The organism is Shinella sp. GW821-FHT10F02, assembly GCF_058809275.1.
The window spans coordinates 123,864-144,880 of sequence record NZ_JBXASL010000010.1; the positions used below are offsets into that span (position 1 = coordinate 123,864).

Genomic DNA, 21,017 nt, shown 5'->3' on the forward strand with positions numbered 1-21,017 from the left:
GTGATTATACACCAAGGCGCAATCGCTCACAACATCACTGAAACGCCGTCTCGAAGAAGCTCCTCAGCTTGCGTGAATGCAGCTTCTCCGTCGGCATGCCGGCGAGCTTCTCCAGCGCCCGGATCCCGATCCGCAAATGCTGGTTCACCTGCGTCCGGTAAAACGCCGTCGCCATGCCCGGCAGCTTCAATTCGCCATGCAGCGGCTTGTCGGACACGCAGAGCAGGGTGCCGTAGGGCACGCGGAAGCGGAAACCGTTGGCGGCGATGGTGGCGGATTCCATGTCGAGCGCGATGGCGCGGGACTGGGAGAGGCGTTTGACCGGCCCGCGCTGGTCGCGCAGTTCCCAGTTGCGGTTGTCGATGGTGGCGACGGTGCCGGTGCGCATGATGCGCTTGAGGTCGTAGCCTTCGAGGCCCGTCACCTCTTCGACCGCACTTTCCAGCGCCATCTGAACCTCGGCCAGCGCCGGGATCGGCACCCAGACCGGCAGGTCGTCGTCGAGCACATGGTCCTCGCGCACATAGGCGTGCGCAAGCACATAGTCGCCGAGCGTCTGGCTGTTGCGCAGGCCCGCGCAATGGCCGAGCATCAGCCAGGCATGCGGGCGCAGCACGGCGATATGGTCGGTGATCGTCTTGGCGTTGGAGGGGCCGACGCCGATATTGACCAGCGTGATGCCGCCATGGCCCTTCTTCTTGATGTGATAGGCCGGCATCTGCGGCAGGCGGGCGAGCGTGATGTCGGTTTCCGGCTTGTCGGCACCGGCGGGCGTGATGATGTTGCCGGGCTCGACGAAGGCCGTATAGCCGTTGCCGCCCTCGGCCATCTGCTGGCGCGCCCAGGCGCAGAATTCATCGACATAGAACTGGTAGTTCGTGAAGAGCACGAAATTCTGGAAATGCTGGGCGTTCGTCGCCGTGTAGTGGCTGAGGCGGGCGAGCGAATAATCGATGCGCTGCGCGGTGAACGGCCCGAGCGGCGAGGGCTCGCCGGGGCCGGGCTCGTAGGCGCCATTGGCGATCTCGTCGTCCGTCGTGGTGAGGTCCGGCGCGTCGAAAAGATCGCGCAGCGGCAGTTCGATGCCCTCGGCGATCTCCGCTTCCACATAGGCGCCCTCGCCGAAGGCGAAGTGCAGCGGGATCGGCGTCGTCGATTCCGACACGATGACGCTGATGCCGTGGTTGCGCATCAACAGGCCGAGCTGTTCCTTGAGATAATGCCGGAAGAGCTTTGGCCGGGTGATGGTCGTCGTGTAGACGCCGGGCGAGGCGACATAGCCGTAGGAGAGGCGGGAATCGACATGGCCGAAGCTGGTCGTCTCGATTGAGACCTGCGGGTAGCAGGCGCGGAACCGCTTGTCCGGCGTGCCGGCCTTGCCGAGCGCCACGAAGGCGTCGGTCAGGAAGGTCGTGTTGCGGTCGTAAAGCGCCTGCAGGGCATCGACCGCGGCCACCGGATCGTCGAAGGATCGGGGCTCATACGGGTCCGGCGTGGCGAAGGAAAGGGGTTTTTGCGAGAAGATTCGTTTGCTCATGCGCGATTATAGTGCGTTGTTTTTTACAAGCAAACGACAACTTGGAGACGCCCACAGGCCCTATCGCGGTGCCGCGAGAATGATGCCGGCGCCGACGAGCGCAAGGGCAGCACCCGCGACATCGAAACGATCCGGCCGCATGCCCTCGGCAAACCACAGCCAGAGGAGGGAGGCTGCGATATAGACCCCGCCATAGGCGGCATAGGCGCGGCCGGCAAAGGCGCTGTCGACCTGGGTGAGAAGCCAGCCGAAAAGCGCCAGCGACGCCATGCCGGGCACGAGCCAGAGCACGGATTTGTCTAGCCGCCACCAGGCCCAGAAGGCGAAGCAGCCGGCGATTTCGGCAAATGCGGCGACGGAAAAGACGAGAAGGGGTTTCATCCGGTGCTCCGGGCTATTGGCGAAAGCCTGCCCGGTTTAGCACGGATTCATGGGGCGGGAAGTGCAGTCTCAGCTCATCGACTGGCGCTGGAGTGTCACGAAAAGCACGAGGCCTGCGCCCTGCTTTTCGATGCCGAGACCGCCCGCATTGCTCCAGGCAAGCGCACCGACCGGAGCGATCATCATCGCCGAGAGGGCGAGGATACGCAGCGCGGTGGCTGAAGTGTGGAGAAGGGCGGGGATCATTGCGGGTTTCCAGACGTCGAAGAAGTCGGGATCAGAGCGAGGCGCGGCACATCTGCGGGGCAGAGCAGGCCACCAGCTTGCCGGTGGTGTTGTGCGTGCTGCGGCGGTAGTCGGTCTCGACGGCGGCGGCGAGCATGATCGCGAAAATGGCCATCAGCAGGGTGATGATCGTGAGGCGGCGTGCGAGGATGTCCATTGGTGTGTCCCTCATTCAAATGTTTCGGTGTGACCCTTTTTGCACCGCGGGACTGAACGCTCCCTGAGAGGTGGGTTCATCTCCCGTTCAGGAAGACTGTGAATGCACTTTTCCGAAAACAAAAAAGCCGGCGCTTGCGGGCGCCGGCTTTTAGCTTCGACCGTTTGGTTCAGAGCCTGGACCAGGTCTGCGACTTGCACAGCACCTTCAGCACGCAGCCCTTCATCTTCAGCGAATTGCCGCTGACGGCACCGGAGCCGCTATAGGTCTTGTCCGCCGCCGGGTCGGTGATCGAGCCGGTATAGTCGGCGCCGGAACCGTCCAGCTTGCCGATGCGCTTGCCGGCATGTTTGCCGGTCTTCAGCGTGATGCAGAAACTGCCGCCGCACTTGGCGATCGCCGCGGTCTCGCCGCTGGCGGTCTTCCAGTTGCCCTCGATCGGCTCGGCCGCAAGTGCAACCCCCGGAACGACGAACAGGACGGCGGCGATCCATGTCTTCAATTTCATTCTCTTCCTCCTCCAGAACGAGAGCCGGAAGATATCTTACGCGGACGTAAAGGTAAATATGTTCGGGAGCCGGATTCCTGCGCCGGGAAACGGCGAAAATTGCCGGCTGGAAAAACCCGACCGTTTTGCGTGGTTATCAAAAGGTTGAAATCGCCGGTTGAACAATCCGTAAATTTTTAGACGAATGCGCCGGTTTCCAGCGGTTGCGATGTTTAACGAAAACCCAAATTTACCAAGCGTTTGGACTTTGTTTGTCTCAAATTAAGCATGCATTTTAAGCGCATTTTGAAGCCCCGCCGGCATAGTGGAGCCATAAGACGAGCACGGAAAAACCGGCCGGCAAAACTCTGAAGGAAGACCAAAGCCGCATAAGACGGCAGGCGCCCGAGGAGGCCCGAAAGGGCAGGTAAAACAGGATACTACAAGCAGTAAACCAGTTAGACAGGGACAATCGAAATGGCACGCTTTGACTTTCAGAATACCGAAACGGCCGCCATGACGGGCGGCGAGAGCCGCGCTGAAACCTTCTGCGACATGGGCCTGATGTATGCCACGGGTCGCGGCTGCGACATCGACGTGGTGCAGGCCCACAAGTGGCTCAACATCGCTGCGATCAAGGGTTGTGAACGCGCCGCAGAACTGCGCGCCGACCTCGCCGCGACGATGACCAAGACCGACCTCGCTTTGGCGCTGCGCGCCGCCCGCGAGTGGATGACGGTTCACTGAATGAGGGGCGAACAGCGAGTGGGGAGTAGCGAATAGGGGAAGTGCAAGAAGACCGCCGAAGCGGCACCTTCCCCAATTCGCTACTCACTATTCGCTACTCGCTTCAAGACCTGCGGCAAAGCTTCCTCGAGCAACGCCATATCGTCCTGCGGCCCGACGCTGATGCGGATGCATCGGTTGAGGGGGGCGACGCCCGGCATGCGGATGAAGACGCCATGTTCCATCAACCCATCGACGATCGCGCGGGCGTGGGTGCCGTCGCGGTCGCAATCGATGGTGACGAAATTGGTGGCGGAGGCGAGCGGAGACAAGCCGTTGGAAAACGCGATCTGCGAGATGCGCTCGCGGGATGCGGCAATGCGGGCGATGACGTCCGAGAGATAGGCCTGGTCCTCCAGCGCGGCGAGCGCCGCCTGGACCGAAACCCGGGCCATGCCGAAATGATTTCGGATCTTGTCGAAGGCCTGCGCATTGCCGAGCGTGCCGATCGCATAGCCGATCCGCGCGCCGGCAAGGCCGTAGGCCTTCGAGAAGGTGCGCATGCGCAGCACGTTCGGCTGGCCAATCAGCGCATCGATCGAGGGAATGGTGCCCGCCGGCGCCGTCTCGCCATAAGCCTCGTCGAGGATGAGCAGGGTCGTTTCCGGTAGTGCGCGCGCGAAGGAGACGACGTTGTCGGCATCCCACCAGCTTCCCATCGGATTGTCCGGATTGGCGAAATAGACGAGCGGCGCATTTTCCCGGCGCACGGCGGCAAGCAGGCTGTCGAGGTCCTCCCGGTCGGCGACATAGGGCACGGTGACGAGCCGGCCGCCAAAACCGTTCACATGATAATTGAAGGTGGGATAGCCGCCGAGCGACGTTACCACCGCCGCCCCCGGCTCGATGACCAGCCGCACGATCTCGCCCAGCAGCCCGTCGATGCCGCCGCCGACCGCGATATTGTCGCGCGAAATGCCGTGGTGCAGGGCAAGCGCCTCGCGCAGCTCGAAATTCTCCGGATCGCTGTACATCCAGGTCGTTTCCGCCGCTCTGCGCATCGCCTCCAGCACGGAGGGGGCGGGGCCGAAGCCGCTTTCGTTCGCGCCGATGCGGGCGCGCACGGCAAGGCCGCGGTTGCGTTCGATCGCTTCCGGCCCGACGAAGGGAACCGTCGAGGGCAGGGTCTGGGCGAGGGCGGTGAAGCGGGAGAATGCGGACATGAACAGCGCCTGGGATCGATGGAACGGTCGGGATTTCCGCTTGCCGGCCAGCCGCACGAAAAGCCCGCCGGAATCGATTCTCCCGCGGGCACCCTAGCCAATAATAAACAAAGACGAAACGATCAGCCGAGGGCTGACCCGGTCAGCCACAGGCTGACCCGATCAGCCGATGGCCGAGCCGACGCCGCTCTTCTTCTCGACGCCCACCATGTAGCGCCGCTCCGGCTGCTTCGACTTGCCGGTGATGCCGCCGGTGAAATAGTCGGAGCGCACGATCAGGCGCAGCAGTTCCTCGTCGATCTCCTTGATGAACTGCACGCCGATGCGGTTGTCGTTGCGGTAGACTTCCGCGCAGCCGATGCGTGACGTGACGCCGACGATGGAGAGATAATAATGCAGCGGCAGGCCGATCGTGGTGTTCACGGTGAAGCTCGCGCCGCCGACCGAAATGTCCACGAGCTTGCAGCTACGCGTCTTCGGCGCCATCAGGTCGAAGCCGACAGTCATCAGCATGCCCTGCCGGTTGACCGCGAAACGCTCCCACTTCCGCTCGTAAAGGCCCCCGCTGGAGCGCTTCGTGTCGTCGTCACTCATTGCCGCTTTTCTCCCAAAGGGGGTGGACGTCATGTCCGACAGAGATGGCAGGAGTGTCGCAGGCGAGTATTTTGTTTCGTTAAAACAAAAACTTAAAAGTTTAATCGTCCGGTTTTTTGGTGCTTGCCGCCTTCAGGCGTCATGCTTTTCCGTGTGGCGGCCGAGCACGAGATCGAGGAAATCGGTATCGAGGAACATGTTGAAGCGCACCACCAGTTCCTCGCCGTCGCGCTTGAATTCCGTGCAGGGGATCTCGTCGCGGATGCCGTGGATCTCCAGGTAGAAATTCTCCGGCAGTTCCAGCGCCTTGTTGATGGAAAGCACCGCGCCGGCGCTGGAAATGCTGCGGATGAGGCAGGTATAGCGCATCGCCGTGCTGAGATGATGGCCGATCGAAGTGATGAAACCGGGCTTGTCGATGCGATACTGGACGAAGCTGCGCTTGGGGTGACGCAGGTGAAGCTGCTCGTGCATGCTGTCGAGGGGCATGGCGCCCTCCCGCTTCTGTTTCCGGGTTTCAACTGTACCGAAACGGGATGGATAAAACGTGAACGCTGCTGCTCGTATTTGAACGAGCAGCAGCGGGAATTTCGATCCTGTCTTGAAACCTCTCCTCCGTCATGGTCGGGCTTGACCCGACCATCCATGCCACGAGTGCTGCGTGGATCCTCGGGTCAAGCCCGAGGATGACGTTGGTGGGTGGGGGAGGCCGTCTTACTGGAAAGCCTGGAGGCCCGTCTGCGCGCGGCCGAGGATCAGCGCGTGGATGTCGTGCGTGCCCTCGTAGGTGTTGACCGCTTCGAGGTTCATGACGTGGCGGATGACGCCATATTCGTCGGAAACGCCGTTGCCGCCATGCATGTCGCGCGACACACGGGCAATGTCGAGCGCCTTGCCGCAATTGTTGCGCTTCATCAGCGAGATGAGTTCGGCCGGTGCCCGGTGCTCGTCGAACAGGCGGCCGAGGCGCAGCGCGCCCTGCAGGCCGAGCGAGATCTCGGTCTCCATGTCGGCGAGCTTCTTCTGGATGAGCTGGGTGGCAGCGAGCGGCTTGCCGAACTGCTTGCGGTCAAGCGTGTACTGGCGCGCGGCATGCCAGCAGAATTCGGCCGCACCCATGGCGCCCCAGGCGATGCCGTAGCGCGCACGGTTGAGGCAGCCGAACGGACCGGCAAGGCCCGAAACTTCCGGCAGCAGATTTTCATCGGGAACGAAGACGTCCTGCATCATGATCATGCCGGTGACGGAGGCGCGCAGCGAGAACTTGCCCTCGATCTTCGGCGTCTCGAAACCCTTCATGCCGCGTTCCAGCACGAAACCCTTGATCTTGTTGTCATGCGCGTCGGACTTCGCCCAGACGACGGCGACATCGGCGATCGGCGAATTGGTGATCCAGTTCTTGGCGCCCGAGACGAGGTAACCGCCATCGACCTTCTTGGCGCGGGTGATCATGGAGGAGGGGTCCGAGCCATGGTCCGGCTCCGTCAGGCCGAAACAGCCGACCCATTCGCCGGAAGCGAGCTTGGGGAGATACTTCTGTCGGGTCTCTTCCGTGCCATAGGCGAAGATCGGGTGCATGACGAGCGAGGACTGCACGGACATCGCGGAGCGATAACCGGAATCGACGCGCTCGACTTCGCGGGCGACGAGGCCGTAGGAAACGTAGTTGGCGCCGACGCCGCCATATTCCTCCGGCACGGTCGGGCCGAGCAGGCCGAGTTCGCCCATCTCGCTCATGATCTCGCGGTGGAAGATCTCGTGGCGGTTCGCCTCGGTGACGCGCGAGGCGAGCTTGTCCTGGCAATAGGCGCGCGCCGTATCGCGGATCATGCGCTCTTCATCGGTCAGCTGGTCTTCGAGCAGGAAGGGGTCGGCCCAGTCGAAGGGCGCCATCTTGGCGCGGGCCTGTTCCGGAGTGGCGCTGTGGTGCTCGCTCATGTGCTTCCATCCTGTCGCGGTTTTGTCGTTGCAGAAGTGCTACATCAGGTGGTCCGTCTCCGAAAGGCCGGGAACGAAATGGGCAGGCCGACGCTTTGGCTATTTATGAATGCCCTCATGAGCCTGGAGAATGAGCTTTCCATGTATTTCTCCATTTCCGCCTTGATCCTGCCCCTTCGCATGAGCAAGTAATCTGACAATGAGCAATTCCCCCACGAGGAGGCCAAGCATGCGAGACCGTTTCAAGCGATCGGTCGAGCGGCTGGTGCCGACCGAAGCCCGGCTGAGCGATCTGTTCTGGCCGTTTTCCCGCGAACCGGAACGCAAGGCACCCGCCGCCCGACGGCGGCCGGCAGGATCTTCCACGCTCACCGAAGTGGTGGGGTTCGGCAGCAATCCCGGCGGGCTGCGCATGTTCGAGCATATTCCGGACGGCTTGCCCGCCGGGCGCCCGCTCGTGCTGGTGCTGCACGGCTGCCAGCAGAGTGCCGAGAGCTATGATCGCGCTGCCGGCTGGGCCTCGCTTGCCGAGGAGCGCGGCTTTGCCGTCGTCTATGCCCAGCAGCGCGAGGCGAACAATCCGGGTCTCTGTTTTACCTGGTTCCGGCCGAGCGAAGTGACGCGCGACCGCGGCGAGCTGATGTCGATCCGCCAGATGCTGGCGCACACGGCCGAGCGGGCGGCAAGCGACCCGGAGCGCACCTTCATCACCGGCCTTTCCGCCGGCGGCGCGATGACCGCCGCCATGCTCGCCAATTATCCGGAGGTTTTTGCCGGTGGCGCGATCATCGCCGGCCTGCCCTTCGGCGCCGCACGCGACGCCACCCGCGCCTTCGACGCCATGGCCGAGGCGCCCGATCGCACGGCCGACGAATGGAGCGATCTGGTGCGCACGGTTTCGCCGAGCATCGCCCGCAAACCGGCCATTTCGATCTGGCATGGCACGGCGGACGAGACGGTGGCGCTCTCGAACGGATATGCGCTGGTCGAGCAATGGCGCGATCTCTACCGCCTGCCCAAGGAAGCCTTCGTCGAAAAGCGCATGAAAGGCCGCCGCACGCGCATCTGGCCGGACAAGGACGGCAAGCCGCTCGTCACCCTGCACGAGATCGACGGTATGGGCCACGGCACGCCGGTCGCCCGCGGCGAGGGCGGCGGCTACGCCACCTCCGCCGAGCCCTTCATGCTGGAAGCCGGCTTCTCCTCGACACTGGACATCGCCAAGGAATGGGGCCTCACACGCAAATGGAAGCGTTAGTGGCCGCTCAGGCGAGCAGCCACTCGTGTTCCTTGGCGTTGTGGAACTTCCACACGCGCTTCGGCCCCGCCATCACGTTGAGATAATAGAGGTCGTAGCCGTGGATGGTGGCGCAGGGGTGGTAGCCCTTGGGCACCAGTGTCACGTCACGATCCTCCACCGCCATCGCCTCGTCGAGCGAGCGGTCGTCCGTATAGACGCGCTGGAAGGCAAAACCCTGCGGCGGGTTGAGGCGGTGGTAGTAGGTTTCTTCGAGGAAACTTTCGTTCGGCAGGTCGTCCTGGTCGTGTTTGTGCGAGGGGTAGGACGAAGTGTTGCCGCTCGGCGTGATGACTTCCACGACGAGCAGCGAATGCGCCGAATCATCGTTTTCCGGCATGATGTTGTAGACGTGGCGGACGTTCGAGCCCTTGCCGCGGCTGACCTTGGGATGTGTGCCCGGCGGGATGGCCTTGGCCTTGAAGTCACCGCCGCCCGGCGCCGAGCAGACGGCAAGTTCGAGATCGGTCTCCGCCGTCACCGACCAGTTGGAATCCGCCGGTATATAGAGTGCATGCGGCGCGCCCTCGAAAGGGCTCATGCGCTCGCCGAGCACGCCGAAATCCTGGCCGCTGGCCGTCGCCTTGCCCTTGCCGGAAATCCAGACGAGGCAGACCTCGCGGCTCCCCGTTTCGGCGGAGAGAATCTCGCCCGGCCGCATGTGGTGCATATCGAAGCCGACATAGGTCCAGCCGGCGCTTTCCGGCGTCACATGGCTGACGCGGCCATGCGCGCCTTCCGGTTTTACGAGCAGGTTCGGCATGGGCTTGTTCCTTATCCTTTCGGAAAACCTTCCGTCTCCACGGTATAACCCGCGGCGGTCATCACGCGCATCAGTTCCGCATAGCCGACCTCGGCCATTTTCTGCGGCGGTGCCTTGCGCGGGTCCTGCTCAGCTTCCACGACGAACCAGCCTTCATAACCATGGTCCGCCAGCCGCTGGACGATCGCGCCGAAATCGAGCGAGCCGTCGCCCGGCACGGTAAAGGCGCCGAGCGCCACCGCATCGAGGAAGGACTGTTTGCTGCGATCCAGCCCATCCACCACGGCCTGGCGGATATCCTTGACATGCACATGGTTGATGCGGGCGTGGTGGTTGTCGATGGCGCGCAGCACGTCGCCGCCGGCAAAGGCCAGGTGCCCGGCATCGAGCAGCAGCGGAATGCCTTCGCCGGACGCGCGCATGAAGGCGTCGAGTTCCGGCTCGGTCTCCACGACCGCGGCCATGTGGTGGTGATAGGAGAGCGGCATGCCCTGTTCTGCGCACCACTCGCCGAATTCCGTAAGACGGCGGCCATAGACCTTCATCTCGTCGTCGGAAAGGCGTGGCTTGGTGGCGAGCGGCCTGGAGCGGTCGCCCTGGATGGACCGGCCGACTTCGCCATAGACGATGCAGGGCGCGTTGACCGCCTTGAAAAGCTCGATCATCGGCGCGATGCGGTCCTTGTTAACTGCCAGCTCCTCGTCGACCAGCGTGCCGGAGAACCAGCCGCCGCACAGCGTCACATCGGCCGCGCGCAGGATCGGCAGCATGACGGCGGGATCTTCCGGAAAGCGGCGGCCCTTCTCCATACCGGTGAAGCCTGCGCTGCGCGATTGGCGCAGGCATTCCTCCAGGGACACATCGTCGCTGAGCTCCGGAAGGTCGTCGTTCCACCACGCGATGGGCGACATGCCGAGTTTGGCTTTCATCTCAAAATCTCCTTGGGTGGAGGCACCGGCCTCCCTTGTCATTGTTTCTGCCTCCCTCTCCTTCGTCATCCTCGGGCTTGACCCGAGGATCCACATCCCGCGGCATGGATCCTCGGGTCAAGCCCGAGGATGACGGGGAGGGGTGGTCTGTGTGTGCTAACCGACGGTCTGCGCCGCGCGCGCTTTCTCATAGGCCTCGCGCGCCTTGTTGACCTCCGTGCGCGGGCTCACTTCAGGCACCGCCACATCCCACCAGTGGCCACCTTCCTGCGTCGTGACCAGCGGGTCCGTGTCGATCACGATCACCGAGGTGCGGTCGTTGCCCTTGCTACTCTGGATGGCGGTTTCGAGGTCGGCGATGGAGGAGACCTTGACTGCGACCGCCCCCATGCTCTCGGCATGCGCGCGGAAATCGATGTCGGGCATCATCTCGATCATCGAGTCCTTCAGGAGGTTGTTGAAGTTGGCGCCGCCGGTGGCCATCTGCAGCCGGTTGATGCAGCCATAGCCGCGGTTATCGAGCACGACGATCGTCAGCTTCTGGCCGAGCATGATGGAGGTCGAGAGCTCGGAATTCATCATCATGTAGGAGCCGTCGCCGACCATGACGACGACATCCGCCTCCGGCCGCGCCAGCTTGACGCCGAGGCCGCCGGCAATCTCGTAGCCCATGCAGGAAAAGCCGTATTCCATGTGGTAGCCGCCCGGCTTGTGCGCCTGCCACAGCTTGTGCAGCTCGCCCGGCAGGCCGCCGGCGGCGCAGACGAGAACCGAATTGTCACCACCGATCGAGCGCTGCACCGCGCCGATGACCTGCGCATCGGAGGGCAGGTCCGCATTGGTGGCCGCGGTCGCCTTCTTCACGGCTGCCATCCATTCCTGCTTGCGGCTCTTGGCCGCCGCCTCCACCGAGGCGGAGGCCTTCCAGCCGCCGAGCGCTTCGGAGAGCAGCGTCAGCCCCTCACGCGCATCGGCGACGAGCGGCTGGCTGTCGTGCTTGGTGGCATCGAAGGCGACGGTGTTGAGGCCGATCATCTTGACGCCTTCACCCTTGAACAGCGCCCAGGAACCGGTGGTGAAATCCTGCATGCGCGTGCCGACGGCGAGGATGACATCCGCCTCTTCCGCAAAGGCATTTGCGGCAGACGTGCCGGTGACGCCGATCGAGCCCATGCAGAGCGGATGATCGTCCGGCAGCGCCGACTTGCCGGCCTGGGTGACGGCGACCGGAATGCCATGCATGCCGGCAAAGGCCTTGAGTTCGGCCGTCGCCTGCGAATAGAGCACTCCGCCGCCGGCGATGATCAGCGGCCGCTCCGCCTTGCGCAGCGTGGCGATGGCCGAGGCGAGTTCATCGGTGTCGGGGCGAGGGCGGCGGTGCGTCCAGACCTTTTCCTCGAACAGGCTTGCCGGATAGTCATAGGCCTCCGCCTGCACATCCTGGCAGAGAGACAGCGTCACCGGGCCGCAATCGACCGGGTCGGTCAGCACCTGCATGGTGCGCTTCAGCGCCGGAATGATCTGCTCGGGCCTAGTGATGCGGTCGAAATAGCGCGAGACGCAGCGGAAGGCATCGTTCACCGAGACGGTGCCATCGCCAAAGTTCTCGATCTGCTGGAGGACAGGATCGGGAATGCGGTTGGCGAAGACGTCGCCGGGCAGGAACAGCACGGGCAGGCGGTTGACATGCGCCACGCCTGCGGCAGTGATCATGTTCAGCGCGCCGGGGCCGATCGAGGTCGTGCAGGCCATGAAACGCTGGCGGAAACTGGCCTTTGCGAAGGCGACGGCGGCGTGCGCCATGCCCTGTTCGTTATGGGCGCGCAACGTCGGTAGCTCGTTGCGCACCTGATAGAGCGCTTCCCCCATGCCCGCGACGTTGCCGTGGCCGAAAATGCCCCAGACGCCCGCGAAGATCGGCTGTTTCTTGCCGTCGACGACCGTCATCTGTGCCTTCAGGAAATGCGCGACGGCCTGCGCCATCGTCAGCCGGATCGTCTTGCCCATGGTATTCCTCCCAAACTCTTTATTCACAGACCGCGCGTGCGAAGCCAGGCGTCGGTCAGCTCGCGGAAGCGGCCGGCCATCTGGGCGATCGCTGCCTCGTCATCCATCTTGCCGCTCATCCAGGCGCGGGCGGCATCAACGAAGATCGTGCGGCCGACGGCAAAGCCCTTCACGGACGGTGCCACCTTCGTCGCCTCGAAGGCCTTGACCAGGTCCTCGGTCGGCGCTTCCAGGCCGAGCAGCACGATACCACGGCAATAAGCATCATTTTTGGCGATCACGGCCTCGATGTTCCGCCATGCGCCGGCAGACGCCTGCGGCTCCAGCTTCCACCAGTCCGGCTTGATGCCGAGATTGTAGAGTTCCTGAAGCGCCGTCGACACGGTGTCATCCTTGAGCGGCCCGTTCTTGCCGGCGATGATCTCGATCAACAACTCGCGCCCGACGCGGCGTGCGGCTTCGAAAAGCGTGCGCAGCTTCTCCTGCTGTTCTTTCTTGAGGGCAGCCGGATCGTCCGGATGGTAGAAACACAGGCACTTGATGCAATGGTCGAGCGGCCATTCTACAAGCTGCGAGCCGATATCCTGGCTGAACTCGAAGCGCAGCGGCTTGGAGCCCGGCAGCTCGACCGGGCGGCCAAGCCAGGAAAAATTCTGCGTCGCGGCATCGAAGAAGGCGTCGCGGCCAAAACGCTCGTCGATCAGCATGCCGTAACCCGGCCGGCCATCGGCGACGCGCGCTGCGGCCTTGACGGTCAGCCGCTTGAACTCGGAGATTTTTTCGTGCGGCACCTTCAGTTCATCGGCGACATCGACGAGCTGCATGCGGTGGTCGCAGGCGAGCGCCATCAGGAGCGGAATGTCGCCTTGCTTGCGGTTGGTCGCCCAATGAATGTGGTTGATCGCCTCGTCCTTGCGCAAGGCGCGGTGCTTGCTGCCATTCTTCAGGAAGAAGGTGAGCTCTTCCCAGCTTGGATATTCCGGCGAGCAGAGCAGGCGGGAGACGGCGAAGGCGCCGCAGGCATTGGCCCAGGTCGCGGAGGTCTTGTGGTCCTCGCCCTTCAGCCAGCCGCGCAGGAAGCCGGACATGAAGGCGTCACCTGCACCCAGCACATTATAGACCTCGATCGGGAAGCCATCACCGACCACGCCGTCTTCCAGGTCGTCCGAAATCGGCCCGTCATAGACGATGCAGCCCATGGCGCCGCGTTTCAGCACGATGGTGGCCGGCGAAACGGCGCGGATGGCTTTCAACGAGGACAGCACATCGTCGGCGCCCGATGCGATCATGATCTCTTCTTCGGTGCCGACGATCAGGTCGCAGTCCGGCAGCACGGATTTCAGAATGGCGGAGACGCGGTCCGATTTCACATAACGCTCGAAACCCTCCGCATGGCCGGCGAGGCCCCAAAGGTTCGGGCGATAGTCGATGTCGAAGATCACCTTGCCGCCCGATTCCTTGGCGATGCGGATCGCCTTGCGCTGCGCGGCCTCGGTGTTGGGCCGCGAAAAATGCGTGCCGGAGACCAGCACGGCGCGGGAGGAGCGCACAAAAGCATTGTCCACGTCGCCCTCGTCGAGCGCCATGTCGGCACAGTCGGTGCGCACGAAGATCATCGGCGAGACGCCTTCGGATTCGATGGCGAGCAGAACGAGCGCGGTGAGGCGATCCTTGTCGGTGCGGATGCCCTCGACATTCACCCCTTCGCGGGCGGATTGTTCGCGGATGAAGCGGCCCATCTGCTCGTCGCCGACGCGGGTGATGAGCGCGGATTTGAGCCCGAGGCGGGCGGTGCCGATCGCGATATTGGCCGGGCAGCCGCCGACGGACTTGGCGAAGGAGGCGGTGTCTTCAAGGCGCGTGCCGAGCTGCTGGCCGTACAAGTCGACGGACGAGCGGCCGATCGTAATGACGTCGAGCGTCCTGTCCTGGTCAAGGTGCGGCATGTCTTCCTCCCGGTCTCGCGGCGCCGCCATCTCAGCGCGGCGGTACGTTGGGAAAATGAAACATGAATTCCATTATTCTGTCAATTCGGAATATTCATTCCGTTTCTATTCCGCACCATTTCGTTTGGGGGAGCGCCGCATGCTGCGGCGTTTTTCGGCAATCGCGACCGGCAGCGCCATGGCTAGCGCCATGGAGGCGGAGAGCGAGCGGAAACCGGCATAATCTGCCTCGGACACCTCGAACCAGTGGGTGGCGGAGGTGGCGAGCGGCGAAAAGACCGAATCCGTGATGGCGACGATCGGCACGCCGCGGCTCGCCAGTTCCTGCGCCTGGGCAAGGCTATCGGCGGCATAGGGCGCAAAACTTGCGGCGATCACCGCATCCTTGCGCGTCGCGAACTGGGCAATTTCCGGATCGATGCCGTTGGGCGAGGCAAGGATCTGGTGGCGGATGCCGAGCTTGCCGAAGGCATAGGCGATGTGCGCCGTCAGCGGATAGGAGCGGCGCTTGGCGACGAGATAGATGGTCTCGGCCTGCGCGAGAAGTTCGACGGATTTGGAGAAGATATCGCCGTCGATGGTGCTCGCCAGCCGCGCGACGGACTGGCTTGCCGCCGTCAGGAAGCCGGAAAGCAGCTCCGTGTCGCTGTTGGCCGCGGGAGCCGCTTCGAGCGACAGCAGCCGCTCCTCATAAGACAGTGTGCGGTCGCGCAACCGGGCGCGAAAAACGTTCTGGAGGTCGGAAAAGCCCTCGTAACCGAGGTGATGGGCCAGGCGTACCAGCGTCGAAGGCTGCACGTCGGCGGCCGTCGCGATGCTCGCCGCGGTGCCGAAGGCCATGTCGTCCGGGTTGGAGAGCGCATAGGCCGCCACCTGCGCCAGCCGCTTCGGCATGGTCGCCTTGCGCTCGATGATGACGCTGCGCAGGCTGTCGAAATCGCGGGGTACGCGCGTCAGGGCCGCTTCGCTGTTGCTCATGGATGTCTCTCCTCACGCGGCCATTCTGCTACAAATGAAATAAATATTCCATATTATCGGAAAAGATAGTTTTCGTTCCAAATCTTTCCGGTTACACATGGTCTAAACGATATAGCGGATGGAGGAGACGGCATGAAGGCCCTCGGCATAGGACTGATCGGTACGGGTTACATGGGCAAGTGCCATGCGCTCGCCTGGAACAATGTCAGCACGGTGTTCGGCGATGTCGACCGCCCGCGCCTCGTGCATCTGGCCGAGGCCAATGCGGAGCTTGCGGCAAGCCGCGCCCGCGAATTCGGCTTTGCGAAATCGACCGCCAACTGGCGCGACCTGCTGGCCGATCCGGAGGTCGACGTGATCTCCGTCACCACGCCGAACCAGTTCCACGCCGACATGGCGATCGCGGCGCTGGAAGCGGGCAAACATGTCTGGTGCGAAAAGCCGATGGCGCCGGCCTTTGCCGATGCCGAGCGCATGCTCGCCGCCCAGCGCTCCTCCGGCAAGGTCGCCGTCATGGGCTACAATTATATCCAGAACCCGGTGATGCGGCACATCCGCTCGCTGCTGGACGAGGGCGTCATCGGCACGGTGAACCATGTGCGCGTCGAGATGGACGAGGACTTCATGGCCGATCCGGAAGCCGCCTTCTACTGGAAGAGCGAGGCGTCCTCCGGCTATGGCGCGCTCGACGATTTCGCGGTGCATCCGCTCTCGCTGCTGTGGAGCCTGTTCGGCCATGTCGAGGCGGTGATCGCGTCGCTGGCAAAACCCTATGCCGACCGCCCGCTGAAGGATGGCGGCCGCCGGGAGGTCGAAAACCACGATATCGCCAGCGTCCTGATGCGCCTTCCCGGCGGCATTTCCGGCGTGCTGATGGCGAACCGCTCCGCCTGGGGCCGCAAGGGCCGCATTGCGCTGCAGGTCTATGGCTCGAAGGGCACGATCCTCTTCGACCAGGAGCGCATGAACGAGTTCCAGCTCTACACGACCGAGGGCAGGGCGAGCGAACAGGGCTTTTCCACAGTCCTGACGGCGCCGCACCACAAGCCCTATGACCGGTTCATTCCGGCCCCAGGCCACGGCCTCGGCTTCAACGACCTGAAAGTCATCGAATGCCGCGAGCTGATCGCCGCAATCGCGGGCATGGCGTCGCATTCCATCGATTTCAACCATGGCCTGCGCATCGAGAAATCCGTGCACGCCATGGCACAATCTTTCCGCGAGGCCCGCTGGGTGGAAATTGCCACAGAATGAATTTCTGGCGACCGGGCCAAAAAAATCCGGTCGCCTCCTCATTGAAACGGCGAGGGCCATACGTAATACTCTCGGCAATAATGCCGGAGGGATGGGCATGTTAAAGCAAATGCAGAGACGCTGGGCGCCGGTCCTCTTCGTCTCGATTGCTGTCATCGTGTTCAATGTGAGCGCCGCAGAGGCGAAACGCGTTGCACTGCTGATAGGCAATCAGAAATACGAAGAGACGGCCCAGCTCAACAACCCCGCGAACGATGTGGAGCTTATGCGCGCCTCGTTCGAGGCAGCGGGTTTCGATTCCGTCAAGACTGTGCTCGATCTCGACCGCGGCGCCATGGTGAAGGCGCTGCGCGAGTTTGAGGATGAGTCTGCCGATGCGGATATGGCGGTGGTCTATTATTCCGGCCACGCCATGGAGATGAACGGGGTCAACTACCTCATCCCCGTCGATGCGGCGCTGAAGAGCGACCGCGACGTCGAGGACGAGAGCGTGGCGATCGATCGCGTGCAGCGTTCGCTCGAAGGCGCCAAGAAGCTGAAGCTCTTCATCCTCGATGCCTGCCGCAACAATCCGTTCTCGCAGTCGATGACGCGCTCGATCGGCACCCGTGCCGTGACCCGCGGCCTCGCCCGCGTCGAACCCGAATCGGCCGATACGCTGATCGCCTTCGCCTCGAAGGCAGGCACGGTCGCGCTTGACGGCGAGGGCAAGAACAGCCCGTTTGCCACGGCACTTTCGAAATACCTGACGGAGCCTGGCCTCGACGTGCGCATCGCGCTCGGCAAGGTGCGCGACGAGGTGGTGGAAGCCACCAACCGCGAGCAGGAGCCCTTCGTCTACGGTTCGCTCGGTGGCGCGCAGATCTTCCTGAACATCAAGGAAGTCAACATCAACGTCACCAACAGCGGCAACACGCAGGAGGTCTCGCCGAACGGCCAGTCCGAAGCGGCTGCCGACTGGCAGAACATCCGCGACCTCGCCGACGAAGACCTGATCGCCGCCTTCATCGCGAAGCACGGCAAGGATCCCGTCTACAAGATGCTGGCGGAAAAGAAGCTCGCCAGCCTCCAGGAGGCCACGCAGAACGATGGCCAGGACGCCGCAGCGATCGCCTGGGACGCCCTGAAGGAATCGACGGATGCGGCAGCGCTCCAGCGCTTCATCGAGCGTTATCCCGACAGCTCGCATCGCGCGAGCGCCGAACAGCTGATCGCCGCGCTTGAACCCAAGAAGGGGCTCAGCGTCGATCTCGCCTCCAAGGAGACGGCGGCCTCGCGGGATTGCTTCCTGCTTGCCGGCGAACCGCAGTCGCTGCCGGGCTTCCTCGGCGTCAACTTCCTGAAGATCGATGCCAAGCGGGCGCTTTCGGCCTGCGCGCAGGCCGTCAACGAGAACCCGTCCGACGGCATGCTGGTGAACCTGCTCGGCCGCGCGCACGACGCCGACCGCAACTATGTCGAAGCCCGTCGCAATTACGAAAAGGCGATCGAGCTCGGCAACATGTATGCGCTCACCAACCTTGCCTGGTTCTCGGTCTATGGCACGGACGGCCCAATCGACGTGCCGAAGGGCCTGTCGATGTTCGAGAAGGCCTCGATCGCCGGCAACTCCTACGCCCAGGCATCGCTCGGCTGGCTCTACCGCGAAGGCTATGGCGGCACGCGCCAGGACTATAACGAAGCGGTGAAGTGGTATCAGCAGTCGGCCAACCAGGGTTATGCCAATGCCATGGCGACCATGGGCTGGTTCTACCGCGAAGGCCTCGGCGTCTCGCAGGATTATGTCCAGTCGCTGACTTGGTATCGCAAGGCAGCAGATGCCGGCGATGCCAATGCCATGTCCTCGCTCGGCTGGGCATACCAGAACGGCCTCGGCACGGCGCAGGACTATGCGGAAGCCAAGGTCTGGTACGAGAAGGCCGCCAATATCGGCGACTCCTACTCGATGGCCTCGCTCGCCTGGCTCTATGACGTCGGCAACGGCGTGAAGCAGGATTATGTCGAAGCCCGTTACTGGTATGAGAAGGCCGCCAACGCCGGCAGCGCTTACGCCATGGGCAACCTGTCGCGCCTTTACGACCAGGGTCTCGGCACGCCGGCAGACGCCAAGGAAGCCGTTCGTTGGGCGGCTGGCAGCGTCGAAAGCGGCGATCAGGCAAAGCTGAAGGAGCTGAAGGAAACCCCCGGCAACTTCACGGTCGCCTTCCGCAAGGAAATGCAGAACCTTCTGAGGGAACGCGGTTATTACAGCGGTTCTTCCGATGGCGAATTCGGCGCGGCAACGCTCGCCGCGATCGACAAGCTGGCCGCCGGTCGCAACGACAGCTCGTCGCTGTCGTCGACGACGACCACCACCACCGACAACAGCCAGTCGACGGTCACGCTCTCCGGTTCGGATGCCGACCAGTGCTACGAACTTGCCGGCGAACCGAACCTGCGCCCGGGCTTCCTCGGAAAGCTCTTCGCGCAGATCGACTATGGCCGCGCGATCCCGGTCTGCGAAGCGGCGCTCAATGCCAATCCGTCGGACAACTCGATCCGCAACATGCTGGGCCGTGCCCACGACGCCGCGAAGAACTTCTCCAAGGCGCGTGAGCACTACCAGAAGGCCGCCGACGAGGGGAACCTCTACGCCCTGACCAACCTTGCCTGGTATTCGATCTACGGCACGGATGGCCCGGTCGACATGGCCAAGGGCACCCGCATGTTCGAGCAGGCCTCGAATGCCGGCAACCCCTATGCCCAGGCCTCCCTCGGCTGGCTCTACCGCGAAGGCTATAACGGCACGCGCAAGGACTATGACGAGGCCATCAAGTGGTATCGCAAGGGCGCCGAACAGGGTTACGCCAATGCGCAGGCCACGATGGGCTGGTTCTACCGTGAAGGCCTCGGCACGACGCGCGACTACACCGTCTCGCTCGACTGGTACATGAAGGGTGCGGAAGGCGGCGACGTCAATGCGATGTCCTCCGTCGGCTATGCCTACCAGTCCGGCCTCGGCGTCGCGGTCGACTATGTCGAAGCCCGCAAGTGGTACGAGAAGGCAGCCGCCTTCAACGACTACTATTCGATGGCCTCGATCGGCTGGCTCTACGACGTCGGCAACGGCGTGACGCAGGACTATGCCCAGGCCCGCGACTGGTACGAGAAGGCGGCAAACGGTGGCAACACCTACGCCATGGGCAACCTGTCCCGCCTCTTCGACCACGGCCTCGGCACGCGCGCCAACGCCAAGGAAGCTGCCCGCTGGGCCGCTGCCAGCGTCGAAGGCGGCGACCAGGGCAAGCTCCAGGAGCTCAAGGGGTCTCCGGCAAACTTCACGCCGCAGTTCCGCAAGGAGTTCCAGTCGATCCTCAAGCAGCGCGGCTATTACAACGGCCCGATCGACGGCGATTTCGGCGCATCGACGCAGAACGCTATCGACCGTCTCGCCGCCCGCACCTGACACGGATCAGCACCGCCAAGAAACCGCCAGCGACAACCGTCGCTGGCGGTTTTCGTTTGGCCGGCGCAAATCCGTGCGAATCGGTCCTTGACCCTCCACCGGGTGGAGGCCGTAGTGGGGATGCCATGGGAGCGAAGTTTTACACGATCGGCGAATTGGCGCGGCTTTCGGGGCAATCCGTCCGCCGCATCCGCTATTATTCCGACAAGGGCCTGCTGCCGAGCGACCGCTCGGCCGGCAACTATCGCATCTACAGCGAGACGGATGCGGCGAGACTGGACCTCATCCGCGCGCTGCGCGAAGCGGGCGTCGGCCTTGCCGCCATCGGCAAGCTGATCGGCCGCCGGCTGAGCCTTGCGGACGTATTGCAGGCCCGGCTCGCCATTCTCGAAACGGAAATAGCGGCAAGGCGCCGGATGGCCGCCGTGCTGCGTGCAACGCTTCGCCTCCCGAACCCTGCCGATGCTGACCTGAGGAGGTTTTGGACCATGGCAAACCGAAGCAACAAAGACATGCACGCCCTCGTCGAACGTTTTGTCGAGCGGATCGCCGAAGGCGCCGCGATGGACGAGGACTGGCGCCGCCGGATGATCGAGACGAGCGTTCCCGACCTGCCGGACGACCCGACGCCGGACCAGATCGCCGCCTGGACGGAACTTGCCGACATGCTGGAGGACGAGGATTTCGCCCGCGACCTCAAGACGGAGATGGCAACCTTCTGGACCGGCGCCTTCGACCCGGCCGCCTACCGCGACGCCGCGCTCAAGACCTATGAGGCCGTCCAGGCGGCCATCGCGAAAGGGATATCGCCGCAGGCGGCGGAGGCACAGGCGATCGCCGCTGCCTGGCTCGATGATTCGGCGCGTGCGATGGCGCGCGAGCCGGATCGCACCTTTCTCGACTGGCACTTCGCCCAGTATGAAAAACAATCCGGCCGCATGGGTCGCTACCGGCACCTGCTGGCGCTTCTGCGTGGGGAAAATGATTCGGCCGAACCGGACAGGGTCTGGGCCTGGCTGAACGACGCGCTGCGCGCCTTGCCGGTGCCGCTAAAGTAAGGCCCTGAAATG

The 21,017-nt window shown here is 63.5% G+C and carries 19 protein-coding genes; 5 read left to right on the forward strand and 14 right to left on the reverse strand.

Going from position 1 to position 21,017, the window contains the following annotated elements:
• Positions 1 to 34: 34 nt before the first annotated feature.
• From AC1RWL_RS27885 to AC1RWL_RS27905, 5 genes are all read right to left on the reverse strand, one after another.
• On the reverse strand, positions 35 to 1,537 hold the full coding sequence (locus AC1RWL_RS27885) for an AMP nucleosidase (protein WP_493096727.1): 1,503 nt from the start codon (positions 1,535 to 1,537) through the stop codon (positions 35 to 37).
• Between the two features lie 60 nt (positions 1,538 to 1,597).
• Positions 1,598 to 1,918 carry a YnfA family protein gene (locus AC1RWL_RS27890; RefSeq protein ID WP_493096728.1) on the reverse strand — a complete coding sequence of 107 codons (321 nt, stop codon included), beginning with the start codon at positions 1,916 to 1,918 and terminating at the stop codon, positions 1,598 to 1,600.
• Between the two features lie 69 nt (positions 1,919 to 1,987).
• Positions 1,988 to 2,164 carry a hypothetical protein gene (locus tag AC1RWL_RS27895; protein WP_256120898.1) on the reverse strand — a complete coding sequence of 59 codons (177 nt, stop codon included), beginning with the start codon at positions 2,162 to 2,164 and terminating at the stop codon, positions 1,988 to 1,990.
• A gap of 31 nt (positions 2,165 to 2,195) precedes the next feature.
• The gene (locus tag AC1RWL_RS27900; RefSeq protein WP_493096729.1) at positions 2,196 to 2,375 is read right to left on the reverse strand and encodes a hypothetical protein; all 180 of its coding nucleotides are present in this window, start codon (positions 2,373 to 2,375) and stop codon (positions 2,196 to 2,198) included.
• 154 nt (positions 2,376 to 2,529) lie between these two features.
• Positions 2,530 to 2,868 (reverse strand): DUF2147 domain-containing protein, encoded by a 339-nt coding sequence (locus AC1RWL_RS27905; RefSeq protein WP_493096730.1) that lies wholly within the window; start codon positions 2,866 to 2,868, stop codon positions 2,530 to 2,532.
• A gap of 456 nt (positions 2,869 to 3,324) precedes the next feature.
• On the opposite strand from AC1RWL_RS27905, the gene AC1RWL_RS27910 reads away from it, so the two are divergent.
• Complete coding sequence (locus AC1RWL_RS27910) at positions 3,325 to 3,594, forward strand: SEL1-like repeat protein (protein ID WP_256120901.1); 270 nt, start codon at positions 3,325 to 3,327, stop codon at positions 3,592 to 3,594.
• Positions 3,595 to 3,674: 80 nt separating this feature from the next.
• Here the strand turns inward: AC1RWL_RS27910 and AC1RWL_RS27915 are convergent, their stop codons facing one another.
• From AC1RWL_RS27915 to AC1RWL_RS27930, 4 genes are all read right to left on the reverse strand, one after another.
• Positions 3,675 to 4,796, reverse strand: coding sequence for a pyridoxal phosphate-dependent aminotransferase (locus AC1RWL_RS27915; RefSeq protein ID WP_493096731.1), 1,122 nt, complete (start codon positions 4,794 to 4,796; stop codon positions 3,675 to 3,677).
• A gap of 162 nt (positions 4,797 to 4,958) precedes the next feature.
• A complete protein-coding gene (locus AC1RWL_RS27920) occupies positions 4,959 to 5,390 on the reverse strand; it encodes a PilZ domain-containing protein (RefSeq protein ID WP_439618361.1) in 432 nt (143 codons plus the stop codon).
• Between the two features lie 132 nt (positions 5,391 to 5,522).
• Complete coding sequence (locus tag AC1RWL_RS27925; protein WP_493096732.1) at positions 5,523 to 5,879, reverse strand: hypothetical protein; 357 nt, start codon at positions 5,877 to 5,879, stop codon at positions 5,523 to 5,525.
• A gap of 225 nt (positions 5,880 to 6,104) precedes the next feature.
• The gene (locus tag AC1RWL_RS27930; protein WP_256120905.1) at positions 6,105 to 7,328 is read right to left on the reverse strand and encodes an acyl-CoA dehydrogenase; all 1,224 of its coding nucleotides are present in this window, start codon (positions 7,326 to 7,328) and stop codon (positions 6,105 to 6,107) included.
• Positions 7,329 to 7,557: 229 nt separating this feature from the next.
• Between AC1RWL_RS27930 and AC1RWL_RS27935 the strand changes: the two genes are divergently transcribed.
• Entirely contained in the window at positions 7,558 to 8,586 is a 1,029-nt protein-coding gene (locus AC1RWL_RS27935; RefSeq protein WP_493096733.1) for an extracellular catalytic domain type 1 short-chain-length polyhydroxyalkanoate depolymerase, read from the forward strand.
• Between the two features lie 7 nt (positions 8,587 to 8,593).
• Here AC1RWL_RS27935 and iolB read toward each other — a convergent pair whose 3' ends face one another.
• The 5 genes from iolB to AC1RWL_RS27960 form a co-directional block, all read right to left on the reverse strand.
• The gene (gene iolB, locus AC1RWL_RS27940; RefSeq protein WP_439630534.1) at positions 8,594 to 9,388 is read right to left on the reverse strand and encodes a 5-deoxy-glucuronate isomerase; all 795 of its coding nucleotides are present in this window, start codon (positions 9,386 to 9,388) and stop codon (positions 8,594 to 8,596) included.
• A gap of 11 nt (positions 9,389 to 9,399) precedes the next feature.
• Complete coding sequence (iolE, locus tag AC1RWL_RS27945; protein WP_493096734.1) at positions 9,400 to 10,317, reverse strand: myo-inosose-2 dehydratase; 918 nt, start codon at positions 10,315 to 10,317, stop codon at positions 9,400 to 9,402.
• Between the two features lie 156 nt (positions 10,318 to 10,473).
• Positions 10,474 to 12,324 carry a 3D-(3,5/4)-trihydroxycyclohexane-1,2-dione acylhydrolase (decyclizing) gene (gene iolD, locus AC1RWL_RS27950; protein ID WP_493096735.1) on the reverse strand — a complete coding sequence of 617 codons (1,851 nt, stop codon included), beginning with the start codon at positions 12,322 to 12,324 and terminating at the stop codon, positions 10,474 to 10,476.
• A gap of 23 nt (positions 12,325 to 12,347) precedes the next feature.
• Positions 12,348 to 14,270, reverse strand: a complete 1,923-nt coding sequence (locus tag AC1RWL_RS27955; RefSeq protein WP_493096736.1) for a bifunctional 5-dehydro-2-deoxygluconokinase/5-dehydro-2-deoxyphosphogluconate aldolase — start codon at positions 14,268 to 14,270, stop codon at positions 12,348 to 12,350.
• Between the two features lie 105 nt (positions 14,271 to 14,375).
• A complete protein-coding gene (locus AC1RWL_RS27960; RefSeq protein WP_256118755.1) occupies positions 14,376 to 15,248 on the reverse strand; it encodes a MurR/RpiR family transcriptional regulator in 873 nt (290 codons plus the stop codon).
• A gap of 132 nt (positions 15,249 to 15,380) precedes the next feature.
• Between AC1RWL_RS27960 and AC1RWL_RS27965 the strand changes: the two genes are divergently transcribed.
• The 3 genes from AC1RWL_RS27965 to AC1RWL_RS27975 all read left to right on the forward strand — a co-directional run bounded on the left by AC1RWL_RS27965 (position 15,381) and on the right by AC1RWL_RS27975 (position 21,005).
• Positions 15,381 to 16,502, forward strand: coding sequence for a Gfo/Idh/MocA family protein (locus AC1RWL_RS27965; RefSeq protein WP_493096737.1), 1,122 nt, complete (start codon positions 15,381 to 15,383; stop codon positions 16,500 to 16,502).
• Between the two features lie 97 nt (positions 16,503 to 16,599).
• The gene (locus AC1RWL_RS27970; RefSeq protein WP_493096738.1) at positions 16,600 to 19,947 is read left to right on the forward strand and encodes a caspase family protein; all 3,348 of its coding nucleotides are present in this window, start codon (positions 16,600 to 16,602) and stop codon (positions 19,945 to 19,947) included.
• A gap of 125 nt (positions 19,948 to 20,072) precedes the next feature.
• Positions 20,073 to 21,005, forward strand: coding sequence for a MerR family transcriptional regulator (locus AC1RWL_RS27975; RefSeq protein WP_493096739.1), 933 nt, complete (start codon positions 20,073 to 20,075; stop codon positions 21,003 to 21,005).
• Positions 21,006 to 21,017: the final 12 nt, after the last annotated feature.